A 24,574-nucleotide genomic window follows, 5' to 3' on the forward strand; every position below is an offset into this window, starting at 1 on the left:
GCGCCACCACGCGCGGCATACTTCCCTCGTGAAGAGGCTCATTGCGGCGCTGGGTGCGTTGTGCGTGCTCACGGCGTGCGCCAGCAACGACGCGACCGCGCCCGAGGCGCCGACCGCGACCAGCGCCGGCGCCGTCCCCGCCGGCGAACCCGACGTGAACGGTGACGGAAAAGTCGTCATCGGCGTGCTCAGCCCCGGCGACATCAACGACAAGGGGTACTACCAGAGCTTCGTCGACTCGGCGGCGGCCTTCGCCACCTCGCAGGGCTGGACCGTCATCAAGCGTGGGAGCGTGCCCACAGCGGAGGCGCTCGCCGCCGCCCGGGCGCTCTGCCAGCAGAAGGTCGACCTCGTGGCGCTGGGCGCGGCAGACCTCAAGGACGCGATCCCGGCATCCGAAGAGCCGGTGTGTGCCAAGACCGCGTGGTACGTGCCGTCGTCCGGCAACGTCGCGCAGACGCCGCGCATCGTGCTGTCCGCCGACGACCCGCGGCAGACCATGCTCGCCGCCGGGTACGCGACGGGGCTGCTACTGCGGGCGCGGGGTGGCACGAGCGCCGGGTTCGTCACCGGTGTCGAGGCGGACTACTCGGTACTGGCCGCCAAGGCGTACAAGGCCGGCATCCGCACGGTGGTTCCGGACGCCACGCTCGTCACCACCTACACGGGTGACTTCAACGACTCGGCCAAGGCCAAGGAGGCCGTGCAGGCCCAGATGAGCCAGGGCGTCAAGGCGGTCTACCCGTACCTGGGCGGTGCCACGGACGCGGCCACCGCGCAAGCCAACACGGGCGGCGTCATCACGCTGACCCCGGGCACCGACCGGTGCGCGTCGACCAGCCCCACATTCGACATCTCGGTGCTCTTCAGCCCTGGCGACTACTTCGCCGCCGCCCTCCAGGACTTCGCGAAGGGCAAGCTGGCGATGGGCGTCACCCGCGTGTGGCAGATGGGCGTCGACCCGTACCCCACGGTCAAACTGTGCAAGGGCACCGCGGAGCAGAGCCAGAAACTCACCGCCTACATGGCCGGCATCGGCAGCAAGAAGATCGACGTCGTCGCCGACGTCGACAGGTTGGGCTCTTGACCGAGCTGCTCCAGCTGCGCGGCATCAGCAAGCGGTTCGGGCCGGTTGTCGCCTGCGACGCCGTCGACCTGACCGTGCGCGAGGGCGAGGTGCACGGCCTGCTCGGCGAGAACGGCGCGGGCAAGTCCACGCTGATGAATGTCCTACTTGGACTCACGCAGCGCGATGCCGGCACGATAATTCACCGTGGCAAGACAGTCCACGTTGGCGGCCCCCGAAACGCCATCGGGCTCGGGTTCGGCATGGTGCACCAGCAGCTCAGCCTCGTCGAGCCGCTCACCGTATGGGAAAACGTCATTCTCGGCGACCGGGGCAGGGTCGACCGTGCCAAGGCGTGTGCCGACGTCGAGGCGGTGGCCGCGCGATACGGGCTGCCGGTCGACCCGCTTTCCCGCGTGGACCGGCTGTCGGCGGGGGAGCGGCAGCGCGTCGAGCTCATCAAGTGCCTGCGACGCGACCCGTCGGTGCTCGTCCTCGACGAACCCACCTCGCTGCTCACCGAGGCCGAGTCGGCGGAGCTGTTCGCGGTGCTGCGCCGGGTCGTGCGGGCCGAGCGGCGTGCGGTCATCCTCATCAGCCATCGGCTCGCCGAGATAACCGCCGCCACCGACCGGGTCACCGTGCTGCGCCGCGGCCGGGTCGTCCACACCGGACGGACCGCGGAGACCACGCCGCCGGAGCTGGCGCGGTGGATGGTCGGCCGCGAGGTCGCGGTGGAAGCCGAAGCCGCCGCGCTGGGCGTGCTGGTCGCGCCGGCTCAGGCCGCCGCCACGACCACCGCGGCGCCCGTCCTCCGCGTGCGGGATCTGCGGGTACTGGTAGGAGGCACACCCCGCCTCGATGGCCTGAGCCTCGACGTGGCACCCGGCGAGATCCTGGGACTGTACGGGGTAGAGGGGAACGGGCAGGACGTCCTCGGCGACGTGCTCGCCGGGCTCGTCACCCCGGACGGGGGGACGGTGGAGGTCGGCGGCCAGCCGATCGATCTGACCCGACCGGGCGCCCTGCACCTGGCGGGCGTCGGCGTCGTACCCGAGGACCGCCGCACCGCCCTGGTGCTCGACATGACCGTCGCGGAGAACCTCGCGATGAAGGCACCCATGAGCGCGTTCCCCAACCGGCGCCGGATGCGCGCGGCGGCGGGACGCCTGGTGGAGGAGTACGGGATCGCGGTGCCCTCGCTGGACGCGCCCGCCCGCGCGCTGTCCGGCGGCAACCAGCAGCGGCTCGTGCTCGCGCGCGAGCTGTCGGCCGCGCCCCGCGTGCTCGTCGCCGCCCAGCCGACCCAGGGGTTGGACGTGGGCGCGATCGGTGACGTCCATCGGCGGTTCCAACGGGTGGCGGACCAGGGCGTGGGCGTACTCCTTATCTCGACGGCGCTGGAGGAGGTCCTGGCGCTGGCTTCGCGCGTGGCTGTCATCTCCTCCGGGCGGATCGCCGGCATCCTCCCCGCGGAGGAGGCGACCGGCGAACGCCTCGGTCTGCTCGTGGGTGGCGCGTGATCGCGCGGCTGAGCCTCCGATCAGCGGCTGTCGGCGCGGCGCTCGCTTTGTCCGCGGCGCTGGTGGCCGCGACCGGCGGCTCGCCCGCGGCCGCGCTGCGCGCCCTCTACCAGGGCAGTCTCGCCGACCCGACGGCGTGGACCGCGACGCTGCTGTATGTGGCCCCGCTGCTGCTGGTCGCCGCCGGCGCCTGTGTGAGCGCACGGTCAGGAATGTTCAACATCGGCCAGGAGGGGCAGGTGCTCATCGGCGCGCTGGCCGGCGCGTGGGTGGCACTGCGGCTCGCGGTGGGCGGGCCAGTGCTGGTGGTGTGCGTACTGGTGTGCGCCGCGCTGGCGGGTGGCGCGTGGGCCGGCCTGAGCGCGTTGATGTACCGGTGGCGCGGCGTCGACGTGGTGGTGAGCACGCTGCTGATGACGTTCGTGGCGCAGCAGGTGGTGGCGTTCGCGGTGACGACGCCGTGGCTGCTGCAGGAATCGCGGGTCGGCGACGCGGCGGTGTCGGCGCAGTCCAACCGGCTGCCGGCGGGCGCGCTGCTGGGCTCCTTCGGCGAGTACCCGGGCCTGGCTGTCAACTGTGGACTGGTCCTGGCGGTGGTGGCCGCGGTGCTGGTGGCCGTCGCGCTCGACCGCACGCGGTGGGGATTCCGGTTGACGATGCTGGGGCGCAACGAGATCGCCGCCCGGCACGCCGGTGTGCGAGTGGCTCGGCTCGGCGGCGCGGCGCTCGCGGTCTCGGGCGGTCTCGCGGGGCTGGCCGGTGCCGTGCTGCTGACCAGTCCCGTGGGCGCGAACCGGCTCCAGCCCGGCATGTCCGTGGGCGTCGGCTGGGACGGCCTGCTCGTCGCGCTCGTCGCGCGCAACCGGCCGTTGCTGGCGTTGCCGGTGGCGCTGCTGTTCGGCGCGTTGCGGGCGGGCGGCGGATTCCTGGCCGCGACCGGTGTCCCACCGTACCTTGTGGACGTCGTGAAAGCGTTGCTGGTACTGGCTTTCGTCGTGGTGGGGAGGGCGCGCGATGCTGGAGAGCGTTGACACGATCCTGTCGAGCGGCGTGCGGCTCACCGCGCCCCTCGCGTTCGCGGCGTGCGGGGAGTACGTGGCCGAGCGCGCCGGCACGATGAACATCTCGGTCGAGGCGATGATGCTCAGCGCGGCGTACGGTTCGGTCGCGACGGCGAGCGCCACGGGCAGCGCGACGACCGGGCTGCTCGCGGGCGTGCTCGTGGGCATGGTGGTCGGCTGGGTGCACGGCAACCTGTCGCACCGGTTGGCGCTCAACACGTTCGTGGTGGGGCTGGTGCTCAACGCGTTGGCGCTCGGGCTGACCAGCTACCTGATCACAGTCTCTACATTGGACAGCCAGCGGCCTTCGCAGGCCAGTATCCTACTGCTGCTCGGGATCGCGCCGCTCACGTGGTGGCTCGTCGAGCGCAGCCGTTGGGGGCTGGAGCTGCGCGCGTCCGGTGAGGACCCCCGATCCGCGGCCGTCACCGGCATCCGCGTCGACGCGCGCCGCCGGCAGGCGCTGCTGTGGTGCGGCGCGCTCGCCGGCCTCGGCGGGGCGTACCTCGCGGTCGGCGAGGTCGGCTCCTTCAACCAGAACATGACCGCCGGCCGGGGATACCTGGTGATCGCGGCGGTCATCTTCGGCGCGTGGCGGCTGGGGCGCACGCTGCTGGGGTGCGCGGTGTTCGGCCTGGCCGACGCGCTGCGGCTGGCCCTGCCCGCGCTCGGCGTGACCCTCAACTCCCAGGTACTGGTGGCGGCGCCGTACCTGCTGGCACTGCTCGCGATGCTGTCCTTCCGCACCAGTTCCCGCGCACCGCGAGCCCTCAGACAGGGCTGAGCGAACCCAGGCGGCGGGAGAGGTCGGCGGCGGTCTCGACGAGAGACTTCGCCATCGTGGAGTCCACGTCGGACGGTACGCTCGCGGTCGTGCCCACGATGGCCATGGTCGCGGTGATCGTCGTGCCCTCGAAGACCGGCGCGGCGAAGGTGCGCACGCCGCTCCTCGCGAGCGAGTCCACCGCTACGCCCTGCGCGCGGATCGTGGCCAGATCGCCCGCCAGTTCGGGCGACTGGCGCAGCAGCTCGGGAAGGCCCGGCACCTGGTCGGGCGGGAGGAAAGCGCAGAACACGCGGCCCTGCGCCGAGCCGGTCACGTCCAGGCGGGCGCCCGGCCGCACGCTGATCCGCACGGACTGGTCGGTGTTGTCGGCCGATCGAACCACCGTCGGCGCCTCGCCGTCCCACACGCTCAGCACCACGGTCTCGTCGACCTGCTTGACCAGCTTCTCCAGGTACGGCTCGGCCACCGTCACGATCGGCAGCCCGGCGCGGGCCGACGCGGCGAGGGTGAGCACCTGCGGTCCGAGGGAGTACAGCGCGGTCTGCTCGTCGTAGCGCAGCAGGTTGGCGGCGCGTAGCGCCTTCGTGTACCGGTGCGCGGTCGCCTTGCTCGCGCCGAGCCGGACGGTGATCTCCCGAAGGCTCAGGTACGGCCGGCTGACCGTGAACGCGCTCAGGATGAGGGCGGCTCGCTGCACCGTCTGGATCGTGGGTGCGGCGTCCGGGCTGCTGGCGCCCTCGCTCGTCATCGGCGCATTATGACATGGGATTTCGCGATATGGGACGCGTCAGGCACCACGGCCCAGCTACCTGTCGTACAGTGCCGGCATGGCGCGTGTCTGGCGGCGGTGGGCGTGGATCCCGGTACTGGTTATCGGCCTGGCCCTGTACCTTCTCGTGCTCCGCACGATGGTCGAAACCAAGAACCCGAACTTCGTCCCCGCGACGATCCTGCTCGGCGCGGCCGTCGTCCCGGCGACGTTCCTGACGTTCGTGCAGGGCAGGTCCGGCCGGTGGCAGGTGCCGGCCGTCGTGCTCGCCGCGGCCGCTTTCCTCGGTGGCGTGCTCGGCGTGGTCGTGGCCGGCCAGCTGGAGTACGACGCGCTGCGTGACCTGGGCGGCCTGCCCATGGTCTTCGTGGCGATCATCGAGGAGAGCGCCAAGCTGATCGTCCCGGTGGTCATCCTCGCGCTGCTGTGGCGGCGCCGCCGCGACCCCAGCGACGGGCTCGTGATCGGTGTCGCGAGCGGCATGGGCTTCGCCGCGCTGGAGACGATGGGGTACGCGTTCACCGCCCTGCTCGCCTCGAACGGCAGCATCGGCGCGGTGGAGGAGACGCTCTTCGTCCGCGGGCTGCTCGCGCCCGCCGGCCACACCGCGTGGACCGGCCTGACCTGCGGCGCGCTGTTCGCGCTGGCCGCGCACCCGACGGGCAAGCGGGTACTGATCTTCGTGGGCACCTTCGCCGGGGCGGTCACGCTGCACGCGCTCTGGGACAGCCTCGGCTCGGTGATCGCGTACGTCGTGCTGGGCGCCGTGAGCATCGGCTGGCTGCTGCTGGAGATGCGCCGGTACCGCACCCTCGCAGCGCACTGGAGCGCCGTCCCGCAACCCGCGTAAAAGTCGCGGGGCGCCGTCCCACGGACCTCCGGCGCCCCGCGAACCTCTATGACGGGAAGTGCTGAGCCCGCCAGGCGGCCAGCTCGCTGCGTGCCGCCGCCAGCTGCGCCGCGGTCACGGTGCCGCCGGCGGCGTTGACCACCAGCGCGACGTGCACGCCGGTGCCGGCGTCGACGAGCAGCCGTCGGGCGGTCGCCGACCCCTCCTCCAGGGCCGTCGACACGGCACCACTTCCGGGTACGCCGAAGACGGCACCGACGTCGCTGACCACCGCCGTGCTGGCTGGCGCGAACGAGCCCGGCAGGTGCAGCTCGGTGGTACCGGCCGTGCCCCGCCAGACCAGCACGCCGTACTGCCGGCCGCTGGCGAGCGCCCGGACCGTGGGCAGGCTCGTGGGTACCGTCAACCACGCCTGCTGCGTGCCCGCGCCGCCGTACCCGGAACGCGCCAGGTCCTCGTACGCGAACGCGAGCGTCGAGCCGGACACCGCGGTGGGGTAGAGCCGGTCGAGTACCCGCCGGTCGAGCCGCGTCACCACCGCGCCGGACGAGTCGAGGGCGACCGCCGAGTGGTCCTCGTCGTTCCAGCCGTCGCCGGGCTCCTCGTGCTGTCCATTGTAGATGTCCCAGTGCCACATCGTGTTGGACAGCACGGTGCCGCCCGACGCGGGGCTGCCCCACCAGTTGGCGCCGCGGACGCCCGCGTCCATCCCCTGGTACATCGAACGGATCATCCACGGTGTCCGGTCACTGTGGAACGAGTTGCCGAACTCGGAGACGAACGGTGCGGTGGCGAGCGACTTGGCGCGGTCGCGGATGCGGTTCATCGCGGCGGCGTAGGTGCCGTCGCCCGCCGCGGAGGGATCCAGGGTGATGCGGGCGCCGTCGTAGTAGTGGGTGTTGAAGACGTACCGGGTGCCGAGAGGGGAGATGGTGGACAGGCCGCCCTGCTCGAAGAAGCCGGTGTTCCAGAAGACGAGCGGCTCGACGTACGCCGGCTTGGCGGCCCAGCCCGACTCGTCCATCTTGGCGCGGATCTTCTGGTAGAACGGCATCAGCCAGCGGGCCTCCCACTCGACGCCCGAGCCACCGTCCAGCCCGCCGTCGAACGGCTCGTTGAACGGGTCGAGGCCCACGATCTTGTCGAACGCGGCGGAGGGCAGCCGCTGCTGCAGGTACCGCATCGCCGCGCCCGCCTGCGTGAGGTACGCGTCCTGCACGCCGTACTCGTTGCGCCAGAAGTCGTAGATGGCCTCCCGGACGGCGCCGTTGTTCTGCATGTTCTGCCCCCACAGGAAGCAGATGCCGCAGGATTCGTCGGGGTAGTCGCCCAGGTCGATGACCCACTTGGGCGCGCCGTCGCCGTCATACCAGCTGTCGTCGTCGAACAGGTGCGCCGAGTACAGGTCCTGGTGGTAGTCGAGGAGCACGTGGATGCCCCGGTCGGTGAACTCGCGCAGCTGCTCGATCGCGCGGTCCAGGTACCCGTAGTCGATGGTATTCCGCGAGGGTTGCACGCCCTCCCAACTGATGAGGAACCGGATGGCGTTGGCGCCGGTGAGGTCGCGCATGGCCTGCGCGGACTTGGCGGCGTCCGCGCGGCTCTTGAACGGCAGCAGGCCGTTCTCGGCGAGTTTGGCGCTGCCCGCGACGTTGAAGCCGCGCAGGACGATCTCGCGGCCGCCGCTGTCGCGGAAGACGGCGCCGTAGGCGCCCTGCGTGGTGGGCAACGGAGCCGCCGACGCTGCCGGCACCGCGCCACCCGCACTGACCGCGAGCAGCGCGGCCACACAGAATATGAATGTTCTTCGCATCACCACCATGTGAGGATGTTAACGGTGATCGATGGCGCGGACAATGATCCAATGTCGGGGTGGTGATGGAGTCCCGGTCGCTATGGCGGAACCGCGACTTCACCATCTTCTGGTTCGCGCAGACGCTGTCCGTGGCGGGCGACTCGTTCTCATATGTGGCGCTTCCGCTTCTCGTGCTGCACGCCACCGGCTCCGTCACGCAGATGGGGCTGCTCACGGGCGTTGCCGCCGCAGGGTCGATCATCGCCGGTATCTTCGCGGGCGTCGTCGCCGACCGGGTACGCCGCCGCACCCTGCTGATCGTCTGCGACGTCGCCCGATTCATCCTCTACGCATCGATACCGGTCGTCTGGTGGTTTTCGCCGCAGATCTGGTTGCTGTACGTGGTTGTGCCGCTCGCCGCCGCCTTCGCGATGGTGTTCCGGGTCGGCTACGTGGCCGCCGTGCCATATCTCGTCGGCGCCGACAAGATCACCGAGGCCAACGGCCGCCTCTCCGGCACGTACGCCGCCGCGTGGGTCGGCGGTCCGATGCTCGCCGGCATCATCTCCGGCGTCTTCGGCCCGACCGCCGCGGTGGCGATCGACGCCTCGACGTTCGCGGTGTCCGCGATCGGGCTGAGCTTCATCCGCCCCCGCACCCGACCGTCCGAGGCGCCCAGCCGGGTATCCGCGCGCGACTTCTTCATCGGCGCCCAGTTCCTGTGGAAGCACCCGGTGCTGCGGTCGCTGACCGTGCTCCTCGCGTTCCTGGCGTTCCTGACCACCGGGCTCACCGACATCTACGTGTTCTACGTCGGCCACCACCTGAACCAGCCCGACCGCACCGTCGGGTACGTGCTCGCCGCCGGCGCCGTCGGCACGATCATCGCGGCGGTCCTCGTGTCGTACGCCCGCCGCGCGCTCGGTTTCGGCGCCTGCTGGATCGGCTCGTACGCCCTGAGCGGGTTCGCGATCGCCTGCGTCGGCCTGTCCACGTCGGTGCCGGTGATCGCGGGCCTGGTCACGGTGGTGGTGTTCGGCACCAGCATGGCCGGGATCTGTTCCCTGTCGCTGCGGCAGGAGGTCACGCCCGATCACCTGCTGGGCCGGGTCACGTCCGCGTTCTGGACCATCCACATGTCACTCGGCCCGATCGGCGCGGCGGTGCTGACGGTGGGCGTCGCGCGGTACGGGGTGCGTGCGCTGCTGCTCGCCGCCGGCACGATCTGCGTGCTGATCGCGGTGGCGGCGTCGCTGACACCGATCCGCCAGGCCCGTCCCGAGGCGGCGCCCGCTATGGGCGATTAGGGTGCAGCGTATGAGACTCCGGTCCTTGTCGATACTCGTCCCCGCGCTTCTCCTGCTCACCGGCTTCGCGCACGGCGGCGATTCCATCAGGCCACCTGCCTGGGAGCTCTCCGAGACGGGTGTCACCGCCCGGCTGCGCGGCCTGTCGGTCGTCAGCGCCAAGGTCGCGTGGGCCAGCGGCAGCGCTGGCACCGTGCTACGCACCGTCGACGGTGGACGGACGTGGCGGCAGGTCGGCCCGCCCGACACCGCCGACCTGCAGTTCCGCGACATCGAGGCGTTCAGCGCCGACCGCGCCGTGGCGCTCTCGATCGGCGAAGGCGAGGCGTCGCGCGTCTACGCGACCGCTGACGGCGGCCGCACCTGGACCGAGACCTTCCGCAACGACGACCCGCGCGCCTTCTACGACTGCATCGCGTTCTTCGACCACAAGCGAGGGCTCGCGCTCTCGGACCCCGTCGACGGGCGTTTCCGCATCGCGGCCACCGCCGACGGCGGGCGTTCGTGGCGTGTCCTTTCCGGGTACGGGATGCCGGCCGCGCTGGAGGGCGAGTTCGCGTTCGCGGCCAGCGGCACCTGCCTGGTGACCGCCGACCGTGGCGGCCCGTGGGCGTGGTTCGCGACCGGTGGCGGCGCCACGGCGCGGGTCTTCGGCACCCGCGACTTCGGCCGCACGTGGCGCGTGGTCGACAGCCCGGTACCGAGCGGACCGAGCGCCGGCATCTACTCGCTCGCGTTCCGGGACGCTCAGCAGGGCCTCGCGGTGGGCGGCGACTTCGCGACCCCGACCGTGGCGCCCGACGCGGCGGCGGTGACCCGCGACGGCGGCCGCACCTGGACGGTGGCGAAGGTCGTGCCCGGCGAGTACCGCTCGGGCGTCACCTGGCTGCCGCGCGCCAAGCGGACGGCGATCGCGGTGGGCCCGACCGGCAGCGACCTGACCCGCGACGGCGGGCGCACCTGGGAGCGCTTCGACACGGGCAGCTTCGACGCGGTCGACTGCGCCGCCGACAGCACCTGCTGGGCCTCCGGCGAGCAAGGCCGCCTAGCCCGCCTCCACCCGTAACGCGCGCCCCCGCGCGCCGGGCGCGCGGCCCCACGCGGCCGTGCTCCCCGCGCGGCCGTGCTCCCCGCGCCGCCGCGCGCGCCGCGCCCCCCTCTCCCCGCCGATCAAGGGCGAATGCACGTGGTTGGATCTCTTTTCCGCGTGCATTCGCCCTTGATCGATGCAAACGGCCTTGATCGGCGCGGCGCCGCCGCGCCGACCCAAAGGCCGACCCTCCCACCCGTTTCGGGCGCATTCCGGCGTGGTTGTAAGGTCGGCCGCCTGGGGAATAAGGAGTGCCGTGACCGCAGTTGAGCAGGCCCGCGTCAGGGTGGGCACCATCGCGCTTCCGGCCGCCTGGCTCCTCCTCGTAGCCGCCGCCCAAGCGGCGGCCCTCGTCCTGGTATGGCGCTTCTTCGTGCGCACCGAGCGGGGCCAACTCTTCGACACGATCGCCCTCGCCGGCAACCAGATCGGCCAGGACGAGGTCGACGGCCCCGCCAACACCATCCTGAACGCCGTCTCGGTGGTCTCGCTCGCCGTGGCCACCGTGGTGATCGCGGTGATCGCACTCGCCCGCGGCCGGGTGCTGCTGACGGTGGTGGTGACACTCTTCGTCATCGCCGCGAACGTGACCAGCCAGATGTTCAAATGGGGCCTCTACCGGCCGAACTTCGGCGTCGACCCCGAACGCCTCAGCGCCGGAAACAGCTTCCCCAGCGGCCACGCCACCGTCGCGATGTCGGTGGCGATCGCGCTGGTACTCGTGCTGCCGCCACGGGCGCGCGGCGTCGGCGCGGTGGTCGGCGCGGTCTACGCCGGCGTCGCCGGCGTCGCGACCATGTCGCTCGGCTGGCACCGGCCAAGCGACGTCGTGGGCTCGGTCCTGATCGCCGGCGCGTGGGCCGCGGTGGCGGGATTTCTTCTGGTACTGGCACAGGGTCGCGAGATAGCGGTGCGCTCCGGGGACGCACGGCCGTTCGCGGTGGCGCTGCTGGCTCTCGCGGGTGTGCTGCTGCTTGTCGCGGCGTCAGCCGCCTTCCAGATGACCGACGCCGTGTCGTCCACACCGATCGACGAGCTCGGGCGGCGCCGGCTCTTGATCGCGTACGCGGGCGCGGCAGCCGGCATCACCGGTGCGACGGCGGTGGTGATGGCGCTGATCCTCTCCACCGCCCACCGCATCGTGCCCTGGAAGGCTTGACCCCTCTGATCTTGGGGCTCGCTAGCCCAGGAAGGTCACCGGCTCCGGCTCGTTGCCCTCGCGCCACTTGATGCCGCAGCCCATGCTCGGCACGTGCGGCTCGGGCACCGCCGCGCCGCGCAGCACCCGGTCGGCGGCGTCGCGCAGCAGCTCACCCGTCACCGGCAGGTCGTTGCGGGGCCGGCTCTCGTCGAACGCGCCCCGGTACACCAGCCGCCGCTGCCCGTCGAACAGGAAAAAGTCGGGCGTGCACGCCGCCGCATACGCCTTGGCAACCTCCTGCGAGGAGTCCACCAGGTACGGGAACGTGAAGCCGGTCCGCTCCACCTGGGCCGCCAGCCCCGGCACGTCGTCGTCCGGGTAGTTGACGACGTCGTTGCTTGAGATCGCGACGGTGGCGAGCCCCTTGCCGGCGTACTCGGCGGTGAACGCGCCCAACGCGGACTCGATGTGCCGCACGTACGGGCAGTGGTTGCTGAGGAACACGACCAGCAGCGCGGGAGCCGAGATGTCGGTCAGCTTCACTTCCGGACCGGCGACCGACGGCAGCGCGAAATCAGGCGCGGGCGTGCCGAGGGGAACGAGGTGCGACGAAACGGCCATGCCGGCGAGACTACGTCAGGCGCCGGGGCGCACCACGCCCGTCTCGTACGCCAGGATGACCGCCTGTATCCGGTCACGCAGGTCGAGCTTCGCGAGGATGCGCTTGACGTGCGTCTTCACGGTCGACTCTTCGACCACGAGGGTCGCGGCGATCTCCGAGTTCGACAGGCCGCGCGCGACGAGTTCGAGTACGTCGCGTTCGCGCGGGGTGAGCCCGGCCAGCCGCCGCGAGTCGGGCGGTGCCGGCGGTGGCTGGCGCGCCATCCGGTCAATGACGGTGCGGGTCACCGAAGGCGAAAGGAGTGCCTCGCCGCCGGCGATCGTGTGGATCGCGGCGATGAGCTGCTCGGGGCGGGTGCGCTTGAGCAGAAACCCCGACGCTCCCGCGGTCAACGCCCCGAACACGTAGTCGTCGTCTTCGAACGTCGTCACGATCAGGATGCGGGCGCCCGGCGCTGCGGCGGCGATCTCGCGGGTGGCGGCGATGCCGTCCATGCGGGGCATCCGCACATCCATGAGCACGACATCGGGCTCCAGCACGTGGGCCTGGTCGATCGCGGCGCGGCCGTCGCCCGCCTCGCCGACGACGCGAATCGTCTCGTCGCTGGACAGCACCGCGGTGAGGCCGGCACGCATAAGATCGTCGTCGTCCACGACCAGCACCCGCACAAGCGGGGGGTCGGGATCTGTCACGCCGCCTCACCCCGTGCCGAGGCGCTGCCCCGGTCCAGCGTGCCGGTCGCCCTCTCGGCGAGCGGCCTGCCGCCGTTCGGCGAGCGGCCAACGGGCAGGCTGGCGTGCACACGGAAGACGCCGTGCTCGGCCGCAGCGGACAGGGTGCCGCCCAGCAGGCTCGCGCGTTCGCGCATGCCGACAACGCCGTGCCCGCCCCCGGCCGTCGCGTTGGCCGTCACGGGATTGGTCACGGTGATCTCGAAGGCACCGCCCGCGTATCGCGCCGCCACCGACGCCGTGCCGCGCCCGTGCCGCGCGGCGTTGGTCAGGGCCTCCTGAAGAATCCGGTATGCCGCCCACGCCACGCTGCGAGGGACCGCCTCACCCGGCACCGTGAGGTCGGCGTCGATTTCGAGGCCGCTCTGGCGGTGCCGCCGGACCAGGTCTTCGAGGGCGGACGCGTCGGGCGGTGGCGCGGGCGGCGCGTCGGTGTCCTCACGCAGCGCCCGCACCAGCTTGTCGATCTCGCCAATGGTGTCGCGGGCGACCTCTTCGATCGTGGTGATCGCACGGCGCGAGCTCGCCGGGTCACGGTCGTGGAGCAGCCGCGCCGCGCCGGCCTGCACCAGGATCACGTTGATCGCGTGTCCGGCGGAGTCGTGCAGCTCGCGTGCGATGCGTGTGCGCTCCTCAGCGGCCGCCAGACGGCGTTCCCGCTCGGCCTCCCGCTCGGCGCGCTGAGCGCGCTCCTCCAGCGCGGCGATCCGTTCGCGGCGCAGGCGGGTGCGATCGCCAGCCAGCCCGAGGGCCGCGGAGGCGGCGAGCAGCCCCACCAACTCCGGTGCGAAGAGCGCGGCGACATCCTCGCCGCGGGCCGCGTAGGCGGCGGCGACCACGGGAGCGAACGCCGCCGGGGCGAGCATCGCGAGGCGGCGCCGCAGCGGTCGCGGGTCGCCACCGCAGGTCAGGCCGATCGTGTAGATCGCGACGGCTGGGCCGATCGGCAAGTCGAACGCGTAACCCAACCGGTACATGACCCCGCTGGCCGCGATCGTGACCACGCCGACGGTCAGCGGGGCGACGCGCCGGGCGGCCAGCGGCAGGGCGCTCGCCGCGGCGAGCAGCACGCCCAGCGCGTCGAGGTGTCGCACGTGCGTTTCCGGAGTGCCGAGCCCGTCCGCCGCGAGCACGCCCACCGACAGCACGAACGCCACGATGCCGAGCCCGGCGTCGGTGATGACGTTCTTGCGAGGCATTCTCCGAGCGTAGTGCGCACCCGGCACCTGGCGAGTCGCCCCGCGGGAGCATGCTCGCGTACCACCGCGGGGGGATCCCGAGTTCCCCCCGCGGCGCGATGCGGCGCGGCACCCCCCATACCTAGCGTCACTACCTATGGCCATCCTGACCTCCGCCGCCACCGACTCCAGGTTCGTCCGCGTCGCCGGCTGGTCCTATCGCCGCCGCTGGTGGGCACTGTTGCTCTGGGTCCTGGTCCTCGTCGGGGTGACCGCCGCGTCGCAGGCCGTCGGCAGCGACTACCACAACGACTTCTCGCTGCCCGGCACCGATTCACAGCGCGCGGCCGACACGCTCCGGCAGCACGCGCCCGCGCGAGCCGGCGACTCCGTGCAGATCGTCGTCGAGGCCACCGGCGGGGTGCGGTCGGTCCAGTCGCGCGTCGAGCGGATGCTCGGTGAGGTGCGCCCGCTGCCGCACGTGGCCGACGTGCGTGACCCGTTCGCCACGGAGGGCGCGGTCTCGAGTGACGGCACGATCGCCTACGCCACGGTGACGCTCGACGGCCGTGCCGAAGAGGTGCCCGCCGACGACGTGCGGCGGATCATCGACACCGCGAAGTCGGCCGAGGGCGACGGCCTGCGCGTCGAGTTGGGCGGCGACGCCGTGCGCGGTGCCGAGGAGTCCGAGGGCGGCGCGGCCGAGGGCGTCGGTCTGCTCGCGGCGCTGGTCATCCTCGTGCTGCTCTTCGGCTCCCTCGTCGCCGCCACCCTCCCGATCCTCATCGCCATCTTCGGGGTGGGGTCGGCCGTCGGGCTGGTCGTGCTCGCCTCGCACGCCACCACTGTCGCCGACTTCACGTCCGCGCTCATGATCCTGGTCGGCCTCGGCGTGGGCATCGACTACGCGCTGCTGGTGTTCTCCCGGTTCCGGTCCGAGCTGCGCGACGGCGCCGACCGCGAGCAGGCGGTCCGGACCGCGCTCGACACCGCCGGACGCACCGTCTTCTTCGCTGGATGCACGGTCATCATCGCGCTGCTGGGCCTGGTCGTGCTCGGCCTCGGCTCGCTGCAGGGCGTTGCCGTCGCGGTCGCGCTGACCGTGCTGGCGACGATGGTCGCATCCCTGACGCTGCTTCCTGCCCTGCTCGCGATCGTCGGCGGCCGTGTCGAGCGCCGCGTGCGCCGCAAGGCCGGCCAGGCGGAAGGCGCCTCGTGGCGACGCTGGACGGTGGCCGTGCAGCGCCGCCCATGGCCCGCCCTGTTGCTTCCAGTCGTCGTGCTCCTGCTGATCGCGGCACCCGCGCTGGGCATGCGGCTCGGCTTCGCCGACGCCGGCAACGACGCGGCGGGCAAGACCAGCCGCCAGGCATACGACCTGCTGGCACGGGGGTTCGGCCCAGGCTTCAACGGCCCGCTGGTGGTCGTCGTCCGCGGCGACGCAGGGCCCGTCCAATCCGCCATTTCGGGTACCCCTGGCGTGGCGGCCGCCCTCCCACCGATCCCCGCTGGCGACGGTGTCTCGACGGTGATCGTGTTCCCCGAGTCCAAGCCGCAGGACAAGGCGACCAGCGACCTGGTGCACCGGCTGCGCGACGACGTCCTGCCCCGCCTCGCCCAGCAGACCGGCGCGGAATACCTGGTGGGCGGCAGCACCGCCGCCGCCGAAGACTTCGCCGAGGCGGTCGCCAGCCGCCTGCCGCTGTTCGTCCTGGTGGTCGTGGGCCTGTCCGCCCTGCTGCTGATGGTCGTATTCCGGTCGCTGCTGGTGCCGCTGAAGGCCGCCGCGCTCAACCTGCTCAGCGTCGCCGCGTCGCTCGGCGTGATCACGTACGTCTTCCAGGAGGGAGCGTTCGGCGTCCAGCCGGGGCCAATCGAGGCGTTCGTGCCCGTGATGATCTTCGCGATCGTGTTCGGACTGTCGATGGACTACGAGGTGTTCCTGCTGTCCCGGATGCACGAGGAGTGGGAGTCCGCCGGCGACGCGGCACGGGCGGTACGCGAAGGCATGGCCACCACCGGCAGGGTCGTCACCGCCGCGGGCGCCATCATGGTCGTCGTGTTCGGCTCGTTCCTGCTCAGCCCCGACCGGATGCTCCAGCAGTTCGGGCTCGGACTGGCCGTCGCGATCCTGCTCGACGCGCTCGTCATCCGCTGCCTGATCGTGCCCGCCGTGATGCAGCTGCTCGGCACGCGGGCCTGGTGGCTGCCCCGCCCCATCGCCCGCTGGTTGCCGCGGGTGGCGATCGAGCGCCCAAACCGTCCGACCATAATGGACCAATGAACACGTGGGAGTACGCGCTTCTCGTCCGGCGACGCGAAGCCTCGGGGCAGAGCTGGCGGATCAGCTTCTACTGGTACTCGCCGGACGGCGACCGGCAGGACGTCTCGCAGTTCGGCGACACCGCTATCGCACAGCTCAACCTCGCCGGCAAGAAGGGCTGGGAGCTGGTGTCATCGGAGGAGGACATCAACAACTTGCAGGGCAGCACTGAAGTCCATCGATACTATCTCAAGCGGCCCAGCGCAACCTGACCGATACTGGCTACGTGATCAGGTGGGAGTACGCGTTGCTAGTGAGGCGCCGGCAGGCGCGGGCCAACGAGCCGGGCTGGGAGGTCACCTTCAGCTGGTACGGCCCGGACGGCTCCATCCAGGACATCTCCGGGTTCGGTGACACCGCGCTCACCCACCTGAACACGGCCGGCAACCAGGGGTGGGAGCTGGTATCGGTCACCGAAGACCTGCACCAGAGCGGCACCGCTGAGCTGCACCGATACCACATGAAGCGCCTCATCCCAGCCGCCGCTCCCCGCCAACGCGTCCGCAGCACCGGCGTCTACCGCCGCCGCTAACCCCCCACGGCACCCGCGCCGCCGTGCGCGCCCTTGCGCCGTGCGTGCCCGCCGCGCGGGCGCGGCGGCGCGGTTCCCCCCGGCCGTGCCGTGCCCGCCTCCGCCGTGCCGTGCCCGTCCCGCGCGCTTGGCGCGGTGCCCCCGCGTGCCCCGCGCCAGCGCGGTGCCCGCCCACCAGCGCCCCCTTCTCCGCCGATCAAGGGCGAATGCACGTGGTTGGATCTCTTTCCGCGTGCGTTTGCCCTTGATCCATGCGAATGTCCTTGATCGGCGGCGGGACCTAACCCGAGCTCAGGACCTCTGCCAGGTCGAACTTCACGGGCTCCTCCAACTGGTCGTATGTGCACGACTCCGGAGTCCGGTCCGGCCGCCACCGCACAAACTGCGCCGTGTGCCGGAAACGCACCCCCTCCATGTGGTCGTACCGCACCTCTACCACCCGTTCCGGGCGCAGCGGCGTGAACGACAGATCCTTGCCGGCCGCCCACCTGCTGCCCTCGGCGTTGCGGGGCGTGCGGGTGCCCTCCTCCTGGCGGGCCCACGCCCACGGATGCTCGTCGAACGTAGTGACCAGCGACTGCAACTCGACGAAGAGCGACTGGCGGGTGGCCATCGGAAACGCCCCGATCACGCCGACGCTCGCCAACTCTCCGGCCGCGTTGTGGAGTCCGAGCAGCAGCGACCCGATACGGTCCGGCCCGCTCTTGTGCACCCGGTACCCGGCCACCACACAATCGGCGGTGCGCTCATGCTTGACCTTGAACATGACCCGCTTGTCCGGCTCGTATGTCCCGTCGAGCGGCTTGGCGACCAGCCCATCCAGCCCCGCGCCCTCGAACTGGTGGAACCATCGCTGTGCCACCGTCCGGTCCGTGGTCACGGGAGTCAGATGGATCGGCGCCGCAGCTTGGGCGAGCGCATCCTCCAACGCCGCCCGCCGCTCCGCGAACGGCCGCCCGGTCCAATTGGTGTCACCCAGCGCAAGCAGGTCAAACGCCACGAACCGCGCCGGCGTCTTCTCCGACAGCAGCCTGACCCGGCTAGCGGCGGGGTGTATGCGCTGCTGCAGCATCTCGAAGTCGAGCCGATCACCCGACGGGCCGATGAGGATGATCTCCCCGTCGATCACACAGCGCTCGGGCAGGTTGGCACGGACGGCGTCGACGACCTCGGGAAAGTACCGGGTCATGGGTCGCTCGTTGCGGCTCCCGATCTCGACCTCGCTGCCGTCGCGAAACATGATCGATCGAAATCCGTCCCACTTGGGCTCGAAGCTCATCGCCCCATGCGGGATGTCCTTGACGGCCTTGGCCAGCATCGGCGGCACCGGCGGCATGATCGGCAACTCCACGCCGCCATTCTGCCGCCACTATGACGCCCCAGTCTGGCCCTTTCCCGGACGCCCCAGTCCGGCCCCTTCCCGCCGATCAAGGCCAAACGCACACGATTTGATCTCTTTCCGCGTGCGGTTGCCCTTGATCGACGCGTTCGCCCTTGATCGGCGCGACGCTGCCTGAGGTGCGACGCTCGCGTTCGGCGGTGCCTGAGGTGCTCAGGGTGTGTTGGGCGCTGTCCGGCGGCGCCGGCTTGCGCCCGTACGCCGCATGTGGGCAACTCACGGTCCGTCGGCCGGGCGGGTCCAGGGGTGGAGATGCGACCGGACAGAGCGCCGGGGTCTCCGTCGATCAAGGAGATCTCCATCGATCAAGGCCAAACACACGTGGTTTGATCTCTTTTCCGCGTGCATTTGCCCTTGATCGGCGCAAACGCCGCGGCGCGAAGGCCGCGGCGCGAAGGCGGCGGCGAGGAGGCGGAAGGCGTGACCGCGGGACTGGGGAGGTTCGTGGGGGTGGGGGCTAGCGGGTTGGGCGGGTTGTGGCCTTTAGGTGGTCGCGGTTCAGGCGGCCGATCACCTCGAGGGGGATGCCCTTAGGACAGGCTGGGGTGCACTCGCCAGCGTTGGTGCAGCCGCCGAAGCCAGCCTCGTCCTGCGCGGCCACCATGTCGAGTACGCGGTCGCGGCGCTCCGGCTGGCCCTGGGGGAGCAGGCCGAGATGCGTGACTTTGGCCGCGGTGAAGAGCATCGCGGAACCGTTCGGGCACGCGGCGACGCACGCGCCGCAACCGATACAGGTCGCCGCCTCGAACGCGGCGTCCGCGTCGGCCTTTGGCACCGGTACCGCGTGGGCGTCCGGGGCGCTGCCGGTTGGCGCGCTGACGTACCCGCCGGCCTGGATGATCCGGTCGAACGCGGAACGGTCGACGACCAGGTCCTTGACGACCGGGAACGCCCGTGCCCGCCATGGCTCGACGTCGATCGTGTCGCCGTCCTTGAACTGTCGCATGTGGAGCTGGCACGTGGTGGTGGCGCGCTCAGGGCCGTGGGCCACGCCGTTGATCATTAAGCCGCACATGCCGCAGATGCCTTCGCGGCAGTCGTGGTCGAACGCGACCGGCTCTTCGCCCTCCAGGGTGAGCCGCTCGTTGAGCATGTCGAGCATCTCCAGGAATGACATGTCGGGCGACACGTCGGTGACCCGGTACGTGATCATCCGCCCCTTGTTCTGGGGATCGGGCTGCCGCCAGATGCGCAGGGTCAGGTTCACTTGTAGCTCCGCTGGCTCGGCTGGACGTACTCGAAACTCAGGTCCTCTTTGTGGAGGACGGGCGGCGCGCTCGCGCCGGCCCACTCCCAGGCCGCGACGTAGGTGAAGTTTTCGTCGTCGCGCCGTGCCTCGCCGTCTTCGGTCTGGCTCTCGGCGCGGAAGTGGCCGCCGCACGACTCGGATCGGTGCAACGCGTCGATGCACATCAGCTCGGCGAGCTCGAAGAAGTCGGCGACCCTGCCGGCCTTTTCGAGGGATTGGTTCAGGGTGGCGGCGGAGCCCGGCACGCGCACTCGCTGCCAGTACTCGTCGCGCAATGCTCGGATCAATTCGATGGCTTTGCGCAAGCCTTCCTCGGTGCGCTCCATGCCGCAGTAGTCCCACATGATCCGGCCCAGCTCGCGGTGGAACGAGTCGACCGTGCGGTCGCCGTCGACGGCCAACAGGCGAGCGAGGCGATCCTCGACGGCCGTGCGGGCTTCGACCGCGTCCGGGTGATCGGCGTCCACCTGCGGGAACGGGCCCGCCGCCAGGTAGTCGTTGATCGTGTTGGGGAGCACGAAGTATCCGTCAGCGAGACCCTGCATGAGCGCGGATGCACCGAGGCGGTTGGCGCCGTGGTCGGAGAAATTGGCCTCGCCGATCACGAACAATCCGGGGATTGTCGCCTGGAGGTCGTAGTCGACCCACAGGCCGCCCATCGTGTAATGCACCGCGGGGTAGATGCGCATTGGCACTTCGTACGGGTCCTCGCCGGTGATGCGCTCGTACATCTCGAAGAGGTTGCCGTACTTCGCTTCCACAGCGTCCCGACCGAGCCGGCTGATTGCGTCGGCGAAGTCGAGATATACACCGAGACCGCCCGGACCAACGCCCCGACCCTCGTCGCAGACGTTCTTCGCGGCGCGCGACGCAATGTCACGAGGCACCAGGTTGCCGAACGACGGATAGATCCGCTCCAGGTAGTAGTCGCGCTCGGCCTCGGGGATGTCGCCCGGCGCGCGCGTGTCGCCCGCCTTGAGCGGTACCCAGACACGGCCGTCGTTGCGGAGCGACTCGCTCATCAGGGTGAGCTTCGACTGGTGCTCGCCGGACTGCGGGATGCACGTGGGATGGATCTGCGTGTAGCAGGGGTTCGCGAACAGCGCGCCCTTGCGGTGCGCCCGCCAGCTCGCGGTGACGTTGCAGCCCTTGGCGTTCGTGGAGAGGAAGAAGACGTTGCCGTAGCCGCCGGTGGCCAGTACGACGGCGTCCGCGAAGTCGGTGCGGACTTCGCCGGTCACGAGGTCTCGCACCACGATGCCGCGTGCCCGCCCGTCGACGACGATGAGCTCCAGCATCTCGTGCCGCGTGTACGTCTCGACGGTGCCAGCGGCCACCTGCCGCTCCAGCGCCTGGTACGCGCCGAGCAGCAATTGCTGGCCGGTTTGGCCGCGCGCGTAGAACGTGCGGGACACCTGTGCGCCACCGAACGACCGGTTGTCGAGCAACCCGCCGTACTCCCGCGCGAACGGCACGCCCTGCGCCACGCACTGGTCGATGATTTCGACCGACACCTGCGCCAGACGGTACACATTGGACTCCCGCGAGCGGAAGTCACCACCCTTGACGGTGTCGTAGAAGAGCCGGTGGATGGAGTCACCATCGTTGCGGTAGTTCTTGGCCGCGTTGATGCCGCCCTGCGCCGCGATCGAGTGTGCCCTACGTGGACTGTCCTGATAGCAGTATGACTTTACGTGGTACCCGGCCTCGCCGAGTGTCGCGGCGGCCGATCCGCCGGCGAGCCCCGTGCCAACGACGATGACTGTGAGCTTGCGGCGGTTGGCGGGGTTTACCAGCTTGGCACCGAAGCGGCGGCGGTCCCAGCGAGTCTCGATCGGACCGTCTGGCGCCTTGGTGTCGGCGATCGGCTCACCGTCTACATAGTACATTCAGCTCACCAGTCCTAGGGTGACTGCCAGCGGTACCGAGAGAAAGCCCGCACACAGCGCGACAGCGAACCCGAGCGACGCGGCCCGCGCACGACGCTCGCCGGCAGTGGTGCGCTGGCCGAGCGTGCGCAGCGCGCTGAAGAGGCCGTGGCGCAGGTGGAAGCCCAGTGTGACCACGGCGAGTACGTAGAAAAGCGTTACGTACCAGCGTTCCGGCGCGAAGTCGGCCACCACGTTCCCGTATGGGTGCTGCCGGTCGCCGACCGGGTTCAGGTGGCCGGTCGTGAGGTCGAGGATGTGGTACACGACGAAGAGCAAGACGATCACGCCGCCCCACCGCATCGTCCGCGCGGCGTAGCTGCCTTGTATGGGCCGGCGGTGCGCGTAGCGCACAGGGCGCGCCCTGCGGGCCCGCACCGCCAGCACGGTCGCCGCCCAGATGTGTGCGATTACGCATGCGGTGAGCACCAGGCGCTGGATCCATAGGTACCAGGAGTCCGGCAGCACGGGCGTGCCGATGGTGCGCAGCCAGTGGGCGTAGTGGTCGAACGATTCCGCGCCGACGAAGACCTTGAGGTTGCCGACCATGTGCGCGACGAGGAAGAGCACCAGGACGATGCCCGTCACCGCCATGACCGTCTTCTTGCCGACGGTGGAACGGGTCGCGAGGAGGACCATGCCGGTGACGCTAGGTGTGCTGCGACGATTCGTCCAATGCATGGCTGTGGTACTCACAATAGACGTAAGCTATCAGTGTGCAGATTCAGCACCTCAGATACTTCGTGGCCGTGGCAAATCTCGGGCATTTCACTCGCGCGGCCGAGAGTCTGGGGGTGACCCAGCCCACCCTCAGTAAGCAGATTCACAGCCTCGAGGCGGACATCGGCGCCCCACTGCTCGACCGAGCGCGCGGCGGCGCCACGCTCACCCCGGCGGGCGCGGTGCTGCTGCCGATCGCCCGCCGCATCCTCGCCGATGTCGACACCGCGCGGCGCGAGGTGCAAGACCTCGTCGGTCTGCGGCGGGGACGCCTGCGCATCGGTGCAACGCCGAGCGTTGCTACGTCTTTGGTACCCCAGGTGCTCCGACGCTTCCGCGCGGCATACCCCGCGATCGACCTGCATGTTGAGGAGAGCGGTTCGCAGGACTTGGTCGGACACCTCACCGGTGGAGAGCTCGACCTTGCACTGATCATCCTCCCCGAGCATGGCACCGACCCTGCACTGAGCGCCGAGCCGATCCTGCGCGAGAGTCTGGTCGTAGCATCCTCGGAGCCATTGCCGACCAGCTCGGTGCAAATCGATGACCTGCGCGAGCAACCGCTGGTGATGTTCCGGACGGGATACGACCTGCGCGACGCCACCCTGGAAGCGTGCCGCCGCGAGGGGTTCACGCCGCCGTTCGCGGTCGAGGGCGGCGAGATGGATACGGTGCTCGGCCTCGTCGAGGCGGGCCTCGGCGTCGCCCTCGTGCCGAGCATGGTGATCGCCAACCGCCCAGGGCTACGGGCTACTCCGCTCGCCGCGCCCGGCATCCGGCGCACGATCGCGCTGGCACACCGCCGCGAGTCGTCGCTGACCCATGCCGCGTCGGCGTTGCGCGACACCCTGCTGCACCACCTTCGCGAGGCATCCCTGCCGCCCGGCGTATCTCTGGCAGTCTGAGGTCATGCGCCGCCTCCCGGCGGCCGCCACCAAGCGGAGCGAGGGCATGGACGTCACAGCCTGGGTGTCGGGGTACGAGCAGGCGTGGCGTTCCCCGGGTACTGACCTGCTCGCGGAGCTCTTCACGCCCGACGCGACGTACCTCCAAGGGCCCTACCACGAGCCGGTCGTCGGCCTGACCGCCATCGCGGAGATGTGGGAAGAGGAACGCGACGGCCCCGGCGAGGTTTTCGCGATGACCAGTTCGGTCGTCGTGTCCGACGGCGAGACAGCGGTGGTTCGCGTCGAGGTGAGGTACGGCGACCCGGTCGAGCAGGAGTGGCGCGACCTGTGGATCGTCGAGTTCGCGCCGGACGGCCGCTGCCGCCACTTCGAGGAGTGGCCGATCGCGCCGCGTTAGCCGCGGTTGCGGGGGTGGTTTCGTGCTGTTCGCTCGTTACCGCGCCGGTAGTTGCCGGTCCAGCGAGCCATGACCTCCTGCGGATCGTCATCCTCGACCTCGGCCAGGAAACGCGCCGCCCGCTCGCCACGCAGCGTGGTCGCCGGCCGGCCCCGGTGCGTAATGACCACGTCACCGCCGGCCCGCGTCGTGTACTCGAATCCCTCAGGCGCTGGCATCGCTGGATGCTCGCACATCTTTCGCACAGCCGCTTCCCAGTTTTGCTGGCTACGGTCGGTGCATGGACGAGGTACGGGCACGGCGAGTGGTCGACGCGCTCCGCGCGCGTGGCGTGCCGGCGCACCTGGAGCGGGCCAGCGTGGCGCAGTACGGCGTGCGGGTCATGCTCACCGATGGGCGTCAGGCGATCTGGGACACCGACGGCGCGGCCGGGCTAGAGGCCCAGGTCATGCGCGACGGCGTCCTCGTGGGATTCGTGCCGATGATCGAAAACTCCGAGTACTTCAACGAGCAGCAGGTGATCGACGCGATCGCGCGCACCGACTACGACCAGCCGGTCGGTCGGCAGCGGGCCACGGCACCGCCGCCAGCGCCGTCGCTGCCTCAGGAGGGCGGCTTCTTCCGCCGCTTCCGCGAAGGCTTCCGCGACGCCTGACCCATTCTGGCTCGCGGGCCGTTGCCTGCCGCTTCCGCACGGCAGGCCCATTCCCGCCTCCGAGCGGCCACGGTCTCTCCGGGCGGCCGCCGTCTCTCCGAGCGGCCGCCTTCTCGCCGGGCGCCCGCGCCACGCCGCGCCCTGGCCGCCGATCAAGGGCGAATGCACGCTGTTGGATCTCAAAACCACGTGCGTTTGCCCTGACCCGAAAGAGATCCCCGGGGTGTGAGGCGGCGCGCCGTCGTGGCTGGGGCCAGCCGTCGGGTTTGAGGGCTGGCGGCGGCGTGTCGCCGCGCCCTGCGCGGTGCGCGCCTGCGCGGTGCGCGCCTGCGCGGTGCGCGCCTGCGCGGTGCGCGCCTGCGCGGTGCGCAGGGCGCGCGGTGCGCAGGGCGCGCGGTGCGCGCCGATCAAGGGCAAACGAATCGATCAAGGGCGAATGCCCGCGCTTTGATCTGGCGGTCTCCACCGGTCAGTGCAACAGAGGGCTGATCTTGGGAGGCTGCTGGTATGGCACGTGCGGGAGTGATCACCGCTGATCTGCGG

At 70.8% G+C, this 24,574-nt stretch carries 25 protein-coding genes; 15 read left to right on the plus strand and 10 right to left on the minus strand.

Annotated elements, in window-relative coordinates:
- Nucleotides 1-28: 28 nt before the first annotated feature.
- From QMG73_RS20385 to QMG73_RS20400, 4 genes are read left to right on the plus strand one after another with little or no spacing between them, the layout of a single operon-like run.
- A complete protein-coding gene (locus QMG73_RS20385) occupies nucleotides 29-1,087 on the plus strand; it encodes a BMP family ABC transporter substrate-binding protein (RefSeq protein WP_281897971.1) in 1,059 nt (352 codons plus the stop codon).
- On the plus strand, nucleotides 1,084-2,589 hold the full coding sequence (locus QMG73_RS20390; protein ID WP_281897973.1) for an ABC transporter ATP-binding protein: 1,506 nt from the start codon (nucleotides 1,084-1,086) through the stop codon (nucleotides 2,587-2,589). Before QMG73_RS20385 ends, QMG73_RS20390 begins: the two co-directional genes overlap by 4 nt.
- Entirely contained in the window at nucleotides 2,586-3,620 is a 1,035-nt protein-coding gene (locus tag QMG73_RS20395; RefSeq protein ID WP_281897974.1) for an ABC transporter permease, read from the plus strand. The genes QMG73_RS20390 and QMG73_RS20395 overlap by 4 nt, the downstream gene beginning before the upstream one ends.
- Nucleotides 3,604-4,434, plus strand: coding sequence for an ABC transporter permease (locus QMG73_RS20400; RefSeq protein WP_281897975.1), 831 nt, complete (start codon nucleotides 3,604-3,606; stop codon nucleotides 4,432-4,434). The genes QMG73_RS20395 and QMG73_RS20400 overlap by 17 nt, the downstream gene beginning before the upstream one ends.
- On the opposite strand, the gene QMG73_RS20405 is transcribed toward QMG73_RS20400, so the two are convergent.
- On the minus strand, nucleotides 4,421-5,185 hold the full coding sequence (locus QMG73_RS20405; RefSeq protein WP_281897976.1) for an IclR family transcriptional regulator: 765 nt from the start codon (nucleotides 5,183-5,185) through the stop codon (nucleotides 4,421-4,423). The genes QMG73_RS20400 and QMG73_RS20405 overlap by 14 nt on opposite strands.
- A 79-nt stretch (nucleotides 5,186-5,264) precedes the next feature.
- On the opposite strand from QMG73_RS20405, the gene QMG73_RS20410 reads away from it, so the two are divergent.
- Nucleotides 5,265-6,056, plus strand: a complete 792-nt coding sequence (locus QMG73_RS20410) for a PrsW family intramembrane metalloprotease (RefSeq protein ID WP_281897978.1) — start codon at nucleotides 5,265-5,267, stop codon at nucleotides 6,054-6,056.
- A gap of 46 nt (nucleotides 6,057-6,102) precedes the next feature.
- Here QMG73_RS20410 and QMG73_RS20415 read toward each other — a convergent pair whose 3' ends face one another.
- Nucleotides 6,103-7,878, minus strand: a complete 1,776-nt coding sequence (locus tag QMG73_RS20415) for a cellulase family glycosylhydrolase (RefSeq protein WP_281897980.1) — start codon at nucleotides 7,876-7,878, stop codon at nucleotides 6,103-6,105.
- A gap of 56 nt (nucleotides 7,879-7,934) precedes the next feature.
- Between QMG73_RS20415 and QMG73_RS20420 the strand changes: the two genes are divergently transcribed.
- The 3 genes from QMG73_RS20420 to QMG73_RS20430 all read left to right on the plus strand — a co-directional run bounded on the left by QMG73_RS20420 (nucleotide 7,935) and on the right by QMG73_RS20430 (nucleotide 11,407).
- Nucleotides 7,935-9,158, plus strand: a complete 1,224-nt coding sequence (locus QMG73_RS20420; RefSeq protein WP_281898014.1) for an MFS transporter — start codon at nucleotides 7,935-7,937, stop codon at nucleotides 9,156-9,158.
- Between the two features lie 10 nt (nucleotides 9,159-9,168).
- Nucleotides 9,169-10,224, plus strand: a complete 1,056-nt coding sequence (locus tag QMG73_RS20425; RefSeq protein WP_281897982.1) for a WD40/YVTN/BNR-like repeat-containing protein — start codon at nucleotides 9,169-9,171, stop codon at nucleotides 10,222-10,224.
- 280 nt (nucleotides 10,225-10,504) lie between these two features.
- The gene (locus tag QMG73_RS20430; protein WP_281897983.1) at nucleotides 10,505-11,407 is read left to right on the plus strand and encodes a phosphatase PAP2 family protein; all 903 of its coding nucleotides are present in this window, start codon (nucleotides 10,505-10,507) and stop codon (nucleotides 11,405-11,407) included.
- Nucleotides 11,408-11,428: 21 nt separating this feature from the next.
- On the opposite strand, the gene QMG73_RS20435 is transcribed toward QMG73_RS20430, so the two are convergent.
- From QMG73_RS20435 to QMG73_RS20445, 3 genes are read right to left on the minus strand one after another with little or no spacing between them, the layout of a single operon-like run.
- On the minus strand, nucleotides 11,429-12,010 hold the full coding sequence (locus tag QMG73_RS20435; RefSeq protein ID WP_281897985.1) for a thioredoxin family protein: 582 nt from the start codon (nucleotides 12,008-12,010) through the stop codon (nucleotides 11,429-11,431).
- Nucleotides 12,011-12,025: 15 nt separating this feature from the next.
- Nucleotides 12,026-12,703, minus strand: coding sequence for a response regulator (locus QMG73_RS20440; RefSeq protein WP_281897987.1), 678 nt, complete (start codon nucleotides 12,701-12,703; stop codon nucleotides 12,026-12,028).
- The gene (locus QMG73_RS20445) at nucleotides 12,700-13,941 is read right to left on the minus strand and encodes a sensor histidine kinase (protein ID WP_281897989.1); all 1,242 of its coding nucleotides are present in this window, start codon (nucleotides 13,939-13,941) and stop codon (nucleotides 12,700-12,702) included. Before QMG73_RS20445 ends, QMG73_RS20440 begins: the two co-directional genes overlap by 4 nt.
- Before the next feature lie 136 nt (nucleotides 13,942-14,077).
- On the opposite strand from QMG73_RS20445, the gene QMG73_RS20450 reads away from it, so the two are divergent.
- From QMG73_RS20450 to QMG73_RS20460, 3 genes are read left to right on the plus strand one after another with little or no spacing between them, the layout of a single operon-like run.
- On the plus strand, nucleotides 14,078-16,204 hold the full coding sequence (locus QMG73_RS20450; protein ID WP_281897991.1) for an MMPL family transporter: 2,127 nt from the start codon (nucleotides 14,078-14,080) through the stop codon (nucleotides 16,202-16,204).
- Entirely contained in the window at nucleotides 16,201-16,455 is a 255-nt protein-coding gene (locus tag QMG73_RS20455) for a hypothetical protein (RefSeq protein ID WP_281897993.1), read from the plus strand. The genes QMG73_RS20450 and QMG73_RS20455 overlap by 4 nt, the downstream gene beginning before the upstream one ends.
- A gap of 14 nt (nucleotides 16,456-16,469) precedes the next feature.
- Nucleotides 16,470-16,775 (plus strand): hypothetical protein, encoded by a 306-nt coding sequence (locus QMG73_RS20460; RefSeq protein WP_281897994.1) that lies wholly within the window; start codon nucleotides 16,470-16,472, stop codon nucleotides 16,773-16,775.
- 280 nt (nucleotides 16,776-17,055) lie between these two features.
- On the opposite strand, the gene QMG73_RS20465 is transcribed toward QMG73_RS20460, so the two are convergent.
- From QMG73_RS20465 to QMG73_RS20480, 4 genes are all read right to left on the minus strand, one after another.
- Nucleotides 17,056-18,126: an ATP-dependent DNA ligase gene (locus QMG73_RS20465; protein WP_281897995.1), complete on the minus strand. Its 1,071-nt coding sequence runs from the start codon at nucleotides 18,124-18,126 to the stop codon at nucleotides 17,056-17,058.
- A gap of 505 nt (nucleotides 18,127-18,631) precedes the next feature.
- On the minus strand, nucleotides 18,632-19,381 hold the full coding sequence (locus QMG73_RS20470; RefSeq protein ID WP_281897996.1) for a succinate dehydrogenase/fumarate reductase iron-sulfur subunit: 750 nt from the start codon (nucleotides 19,379-19,381) through the stop codon (nucleotides 18,632-18,634).
- Nucleotides 19,378-21,312: a fumarate reductase/succinate dehydrogenase flavoprotein subunit gene (locus tag QMG73_RS20475; protein ID WP_281897998.1), complete on the minus strand. Its 1,935-nt coding sequence runs from the start codon at nucleotides 21,310-21,312 to the stop codon at nucleotides 19,378-19,380. Before QMG73_RS20475 ends, QMG73_RS20470 begins: the two co-directional genes overlap by 4 nt.
- The gene (locus QMG73_RS20480; protein ID WP_281898000.1) at nucleotides 21,313-21,990 is read right to left on the minus strand and encodes a succinate dehydrogenase cytochrome b subunit; all 678 of its coding nucleotides are present in this window, start codon (nucleotides 21,988-21,990) and stop codon (nucleotides 21,313-21,315) included.
- Nucleotides 21,991-22,061: 71 nt separating this feature from the next.
- Here QMG73_RS20480 and QMG73_RS20485 point away from each other — a divergent pair, with 71 nt between their 5' ends.
- Nucleotides 22,062-22,976, plus strand: coding sequence for a LysR family transcriptional regulator (locus tag QMG73_RS20485; protein ID WP_281898016.1), 915 nt, complete (start codon nucleotides 22,062-22,064; stop codon nucleotides 22,974-22,976).
- A 4-nt stretch (nucleotides 22,977-22,980) separates the two neighbouring features.
- The gene (locus tag QMG73_RS20490) at nucleotides 22,981-23,376 is read left to right on the plus strand and encodes a YybH family protein (protein ID WP_281898001.1); all 396 of its coding nucleotides are present in this window, start codon (nucleotides 22,981-22,983) and stop codon (nucleotides 23,374-23,376) included.
- On the opposite strand, the gene QMG73_RS20495 is transcribed toward QMG73_RS20490, so the two are convergent.
- On the minus strand, nucleotides 23,373-23,594 hold the full coding sequence (locus QMG73_RS20495) for a hypothetical protein (RefSeq protein ID WP_281898003.1): 222 nt from the start codon (nucleotides 23,592-23,594) through the stop codon (nucleotides 23,373-23,375). The genes QMG73_RS20490 and QMG73_RS20495 overlap by 4 nt on opposite strands.
- Nucleotides 23,595-23,656: 62 nt before the next feature.
- Between QMG73_RS20495 and QMG73_RS20500 the strand changes: the two genes are divergently transcribed.
- Both QMG73_RS20500 and QMG73_RS46405 read left to right on the plus strand, forming a co-directional pair.
- Nucleotides 23,657-24,031, plus strand: coding sequence for a hypothetical protein (locus QMG73_RS20500; RefSeq protein WP_281898005.1), 375 nt, complete (start codon nucleotides 23,657-23,659; stop codon nucleotides 24,029-24,031).
- A 297-nt stretch (nucleotides 24,032-24,328) separates the two neighbouring features.
- The gene (locus QMG73_RS46405) at nucleotides 24,329-24,520 is read left to right on the plus strand and encodes a pentapeptide repeat-containing protein (protein ID WP_407676829.1); all 192 of its coding nucleotides are present in this window, start codon (nucleotides 24,329-24,331) and stop codon (nucleotides 24,518-24,520) included.
- Nucleotides 24,521-24,574: the final 54 nt, after the last annotated feature.

It is taken from the genome of Phytohabitans aurantiacus, from assembly GCF_027923225.1.
In the GTDB taxonomy this organism is placed as follows: domain Bacteria; phylum Actinomycetota; class Actinomycetes; order Mycobacteriales; family Micromonosporaceae; genus Phytohabitans; species Phytohabitans aurantiacus.

What these genes read in the sequence shown, in the direction of transcription:
- QMG73_RS20405 (WP_281897976.1), bottom strand. Translation starts at nt 5,185, where the DNA reads ATGACGAGCGAGGGCGCCAGCAGCCCGGACGCCGCACCCACGATCCAG.
- QMG73_RS20445 (WP_281897989.1), bottom strand. Translation starts at nt 13,941, where the DNA reads ATGCCTCGCAAGAACGTCATCACCGACGCCGGGCTCGGCATCGTGGCG.
- QMG73_RS20435 (WP_281897985.1), bottom strand. Translation starts at nt 12,010, where the DNA reads ATGGCCGTTTCGTCGCACCTCGTTCCCCTCGGCACGCCCGCGCCTGAT.
- QMG73_RS20450 (WP_281897991.1), top strand. Translation starts at nt 14,078, where the DNA reads ATGGCCATCCTGACCTCCGCCGCCACCGACTCCAGGTTCGTCCGCGTC.
- QMG73_RS20455 (WP_281897993.1), top strand. Translation starts at nt 16,201, where the DNA reads ATGAACACGTGGGAGTACGCGCTTCTCGTCCGGCGACGCGAAGCCTCG.
- QMG73_RS20490 (WP_281898001.1), top strand. Translation starts at nt 22,981, where the DNA reads ATGCGCCGCCTCCCGGCGGCCGCCACCAAGCGGAGCGAGGGCATGGAC.
- QMG73_RS20415 (WP_281897980.1), bottom strand. Translation starts at nt 7,878, where the DNA reads ATGGTGGTGATGCGAAGAACATTCATATTCTGTGTGGCCGCGCTGCTC.
- QMG73_RS20420 (WP_281898014.1), top strand. Translation starts at nt 7,935, where the DNA reads ATGGAGTCCCGGTCGCTATGGCGGAACCGCGACTTCACCATCTTCTGG.
- QMG73_RS20475 (WP_281897998.1), bottom strand. Translation starts at nt 21,312, where the DNA reads ATGTACTATGTAGACGGTGAGCCGATCGCCGACACCAAGGCGCCAGAC.
- QMG73_RS20480 (WP_281898000.1), bottom strand. Translation starts at nt 21,990, where the DNA reads ATGGTCCTCCTCGCGACCCGTTCCACCGTCGGCAAGAAGACGGTCATG.
- QMG73_RS20410 (WP_281897978.1), top strand. Translation starts at nt 5,265, where the DNA reads ATGGCGCGTGTCTGGCGGCGGTGGGCGTGGATCCCGGTACTGGTTATC.
- QMG73_RS20400 (WP_281897975.1), top strand. Translation starts at nt 3,604, where the DNA reads ATGCTGGAGAGCGTTGACACGATCCTGTCGAGCGGCGTGCGGCTCACC.
- QMG73_RS20495 (WP_281898003.1), bottom strand. Translation starts at nt 23,594, where the DNA reads ATGCCAGCGCCTGAGGGATTCGAGTACACGACGCGGGCCGGCGGTGAC.
- QMG73_RS20425 (WP_281897982.1), top strand. Translation starts at nt 9,169, where the DNA reads ATGAGACTCCGGTCCTTGTCGATACTCGTCCCCGCGCTTCTCCTGCTC.
- QMG73_RS20500 (WP_281898005.1), top strand. Translation starts at nt 23,657, where the DNA reads ATGGACGAGGTACGGGCACGGCGAGTGGTCGACGCGCTCCGCGCGCGT.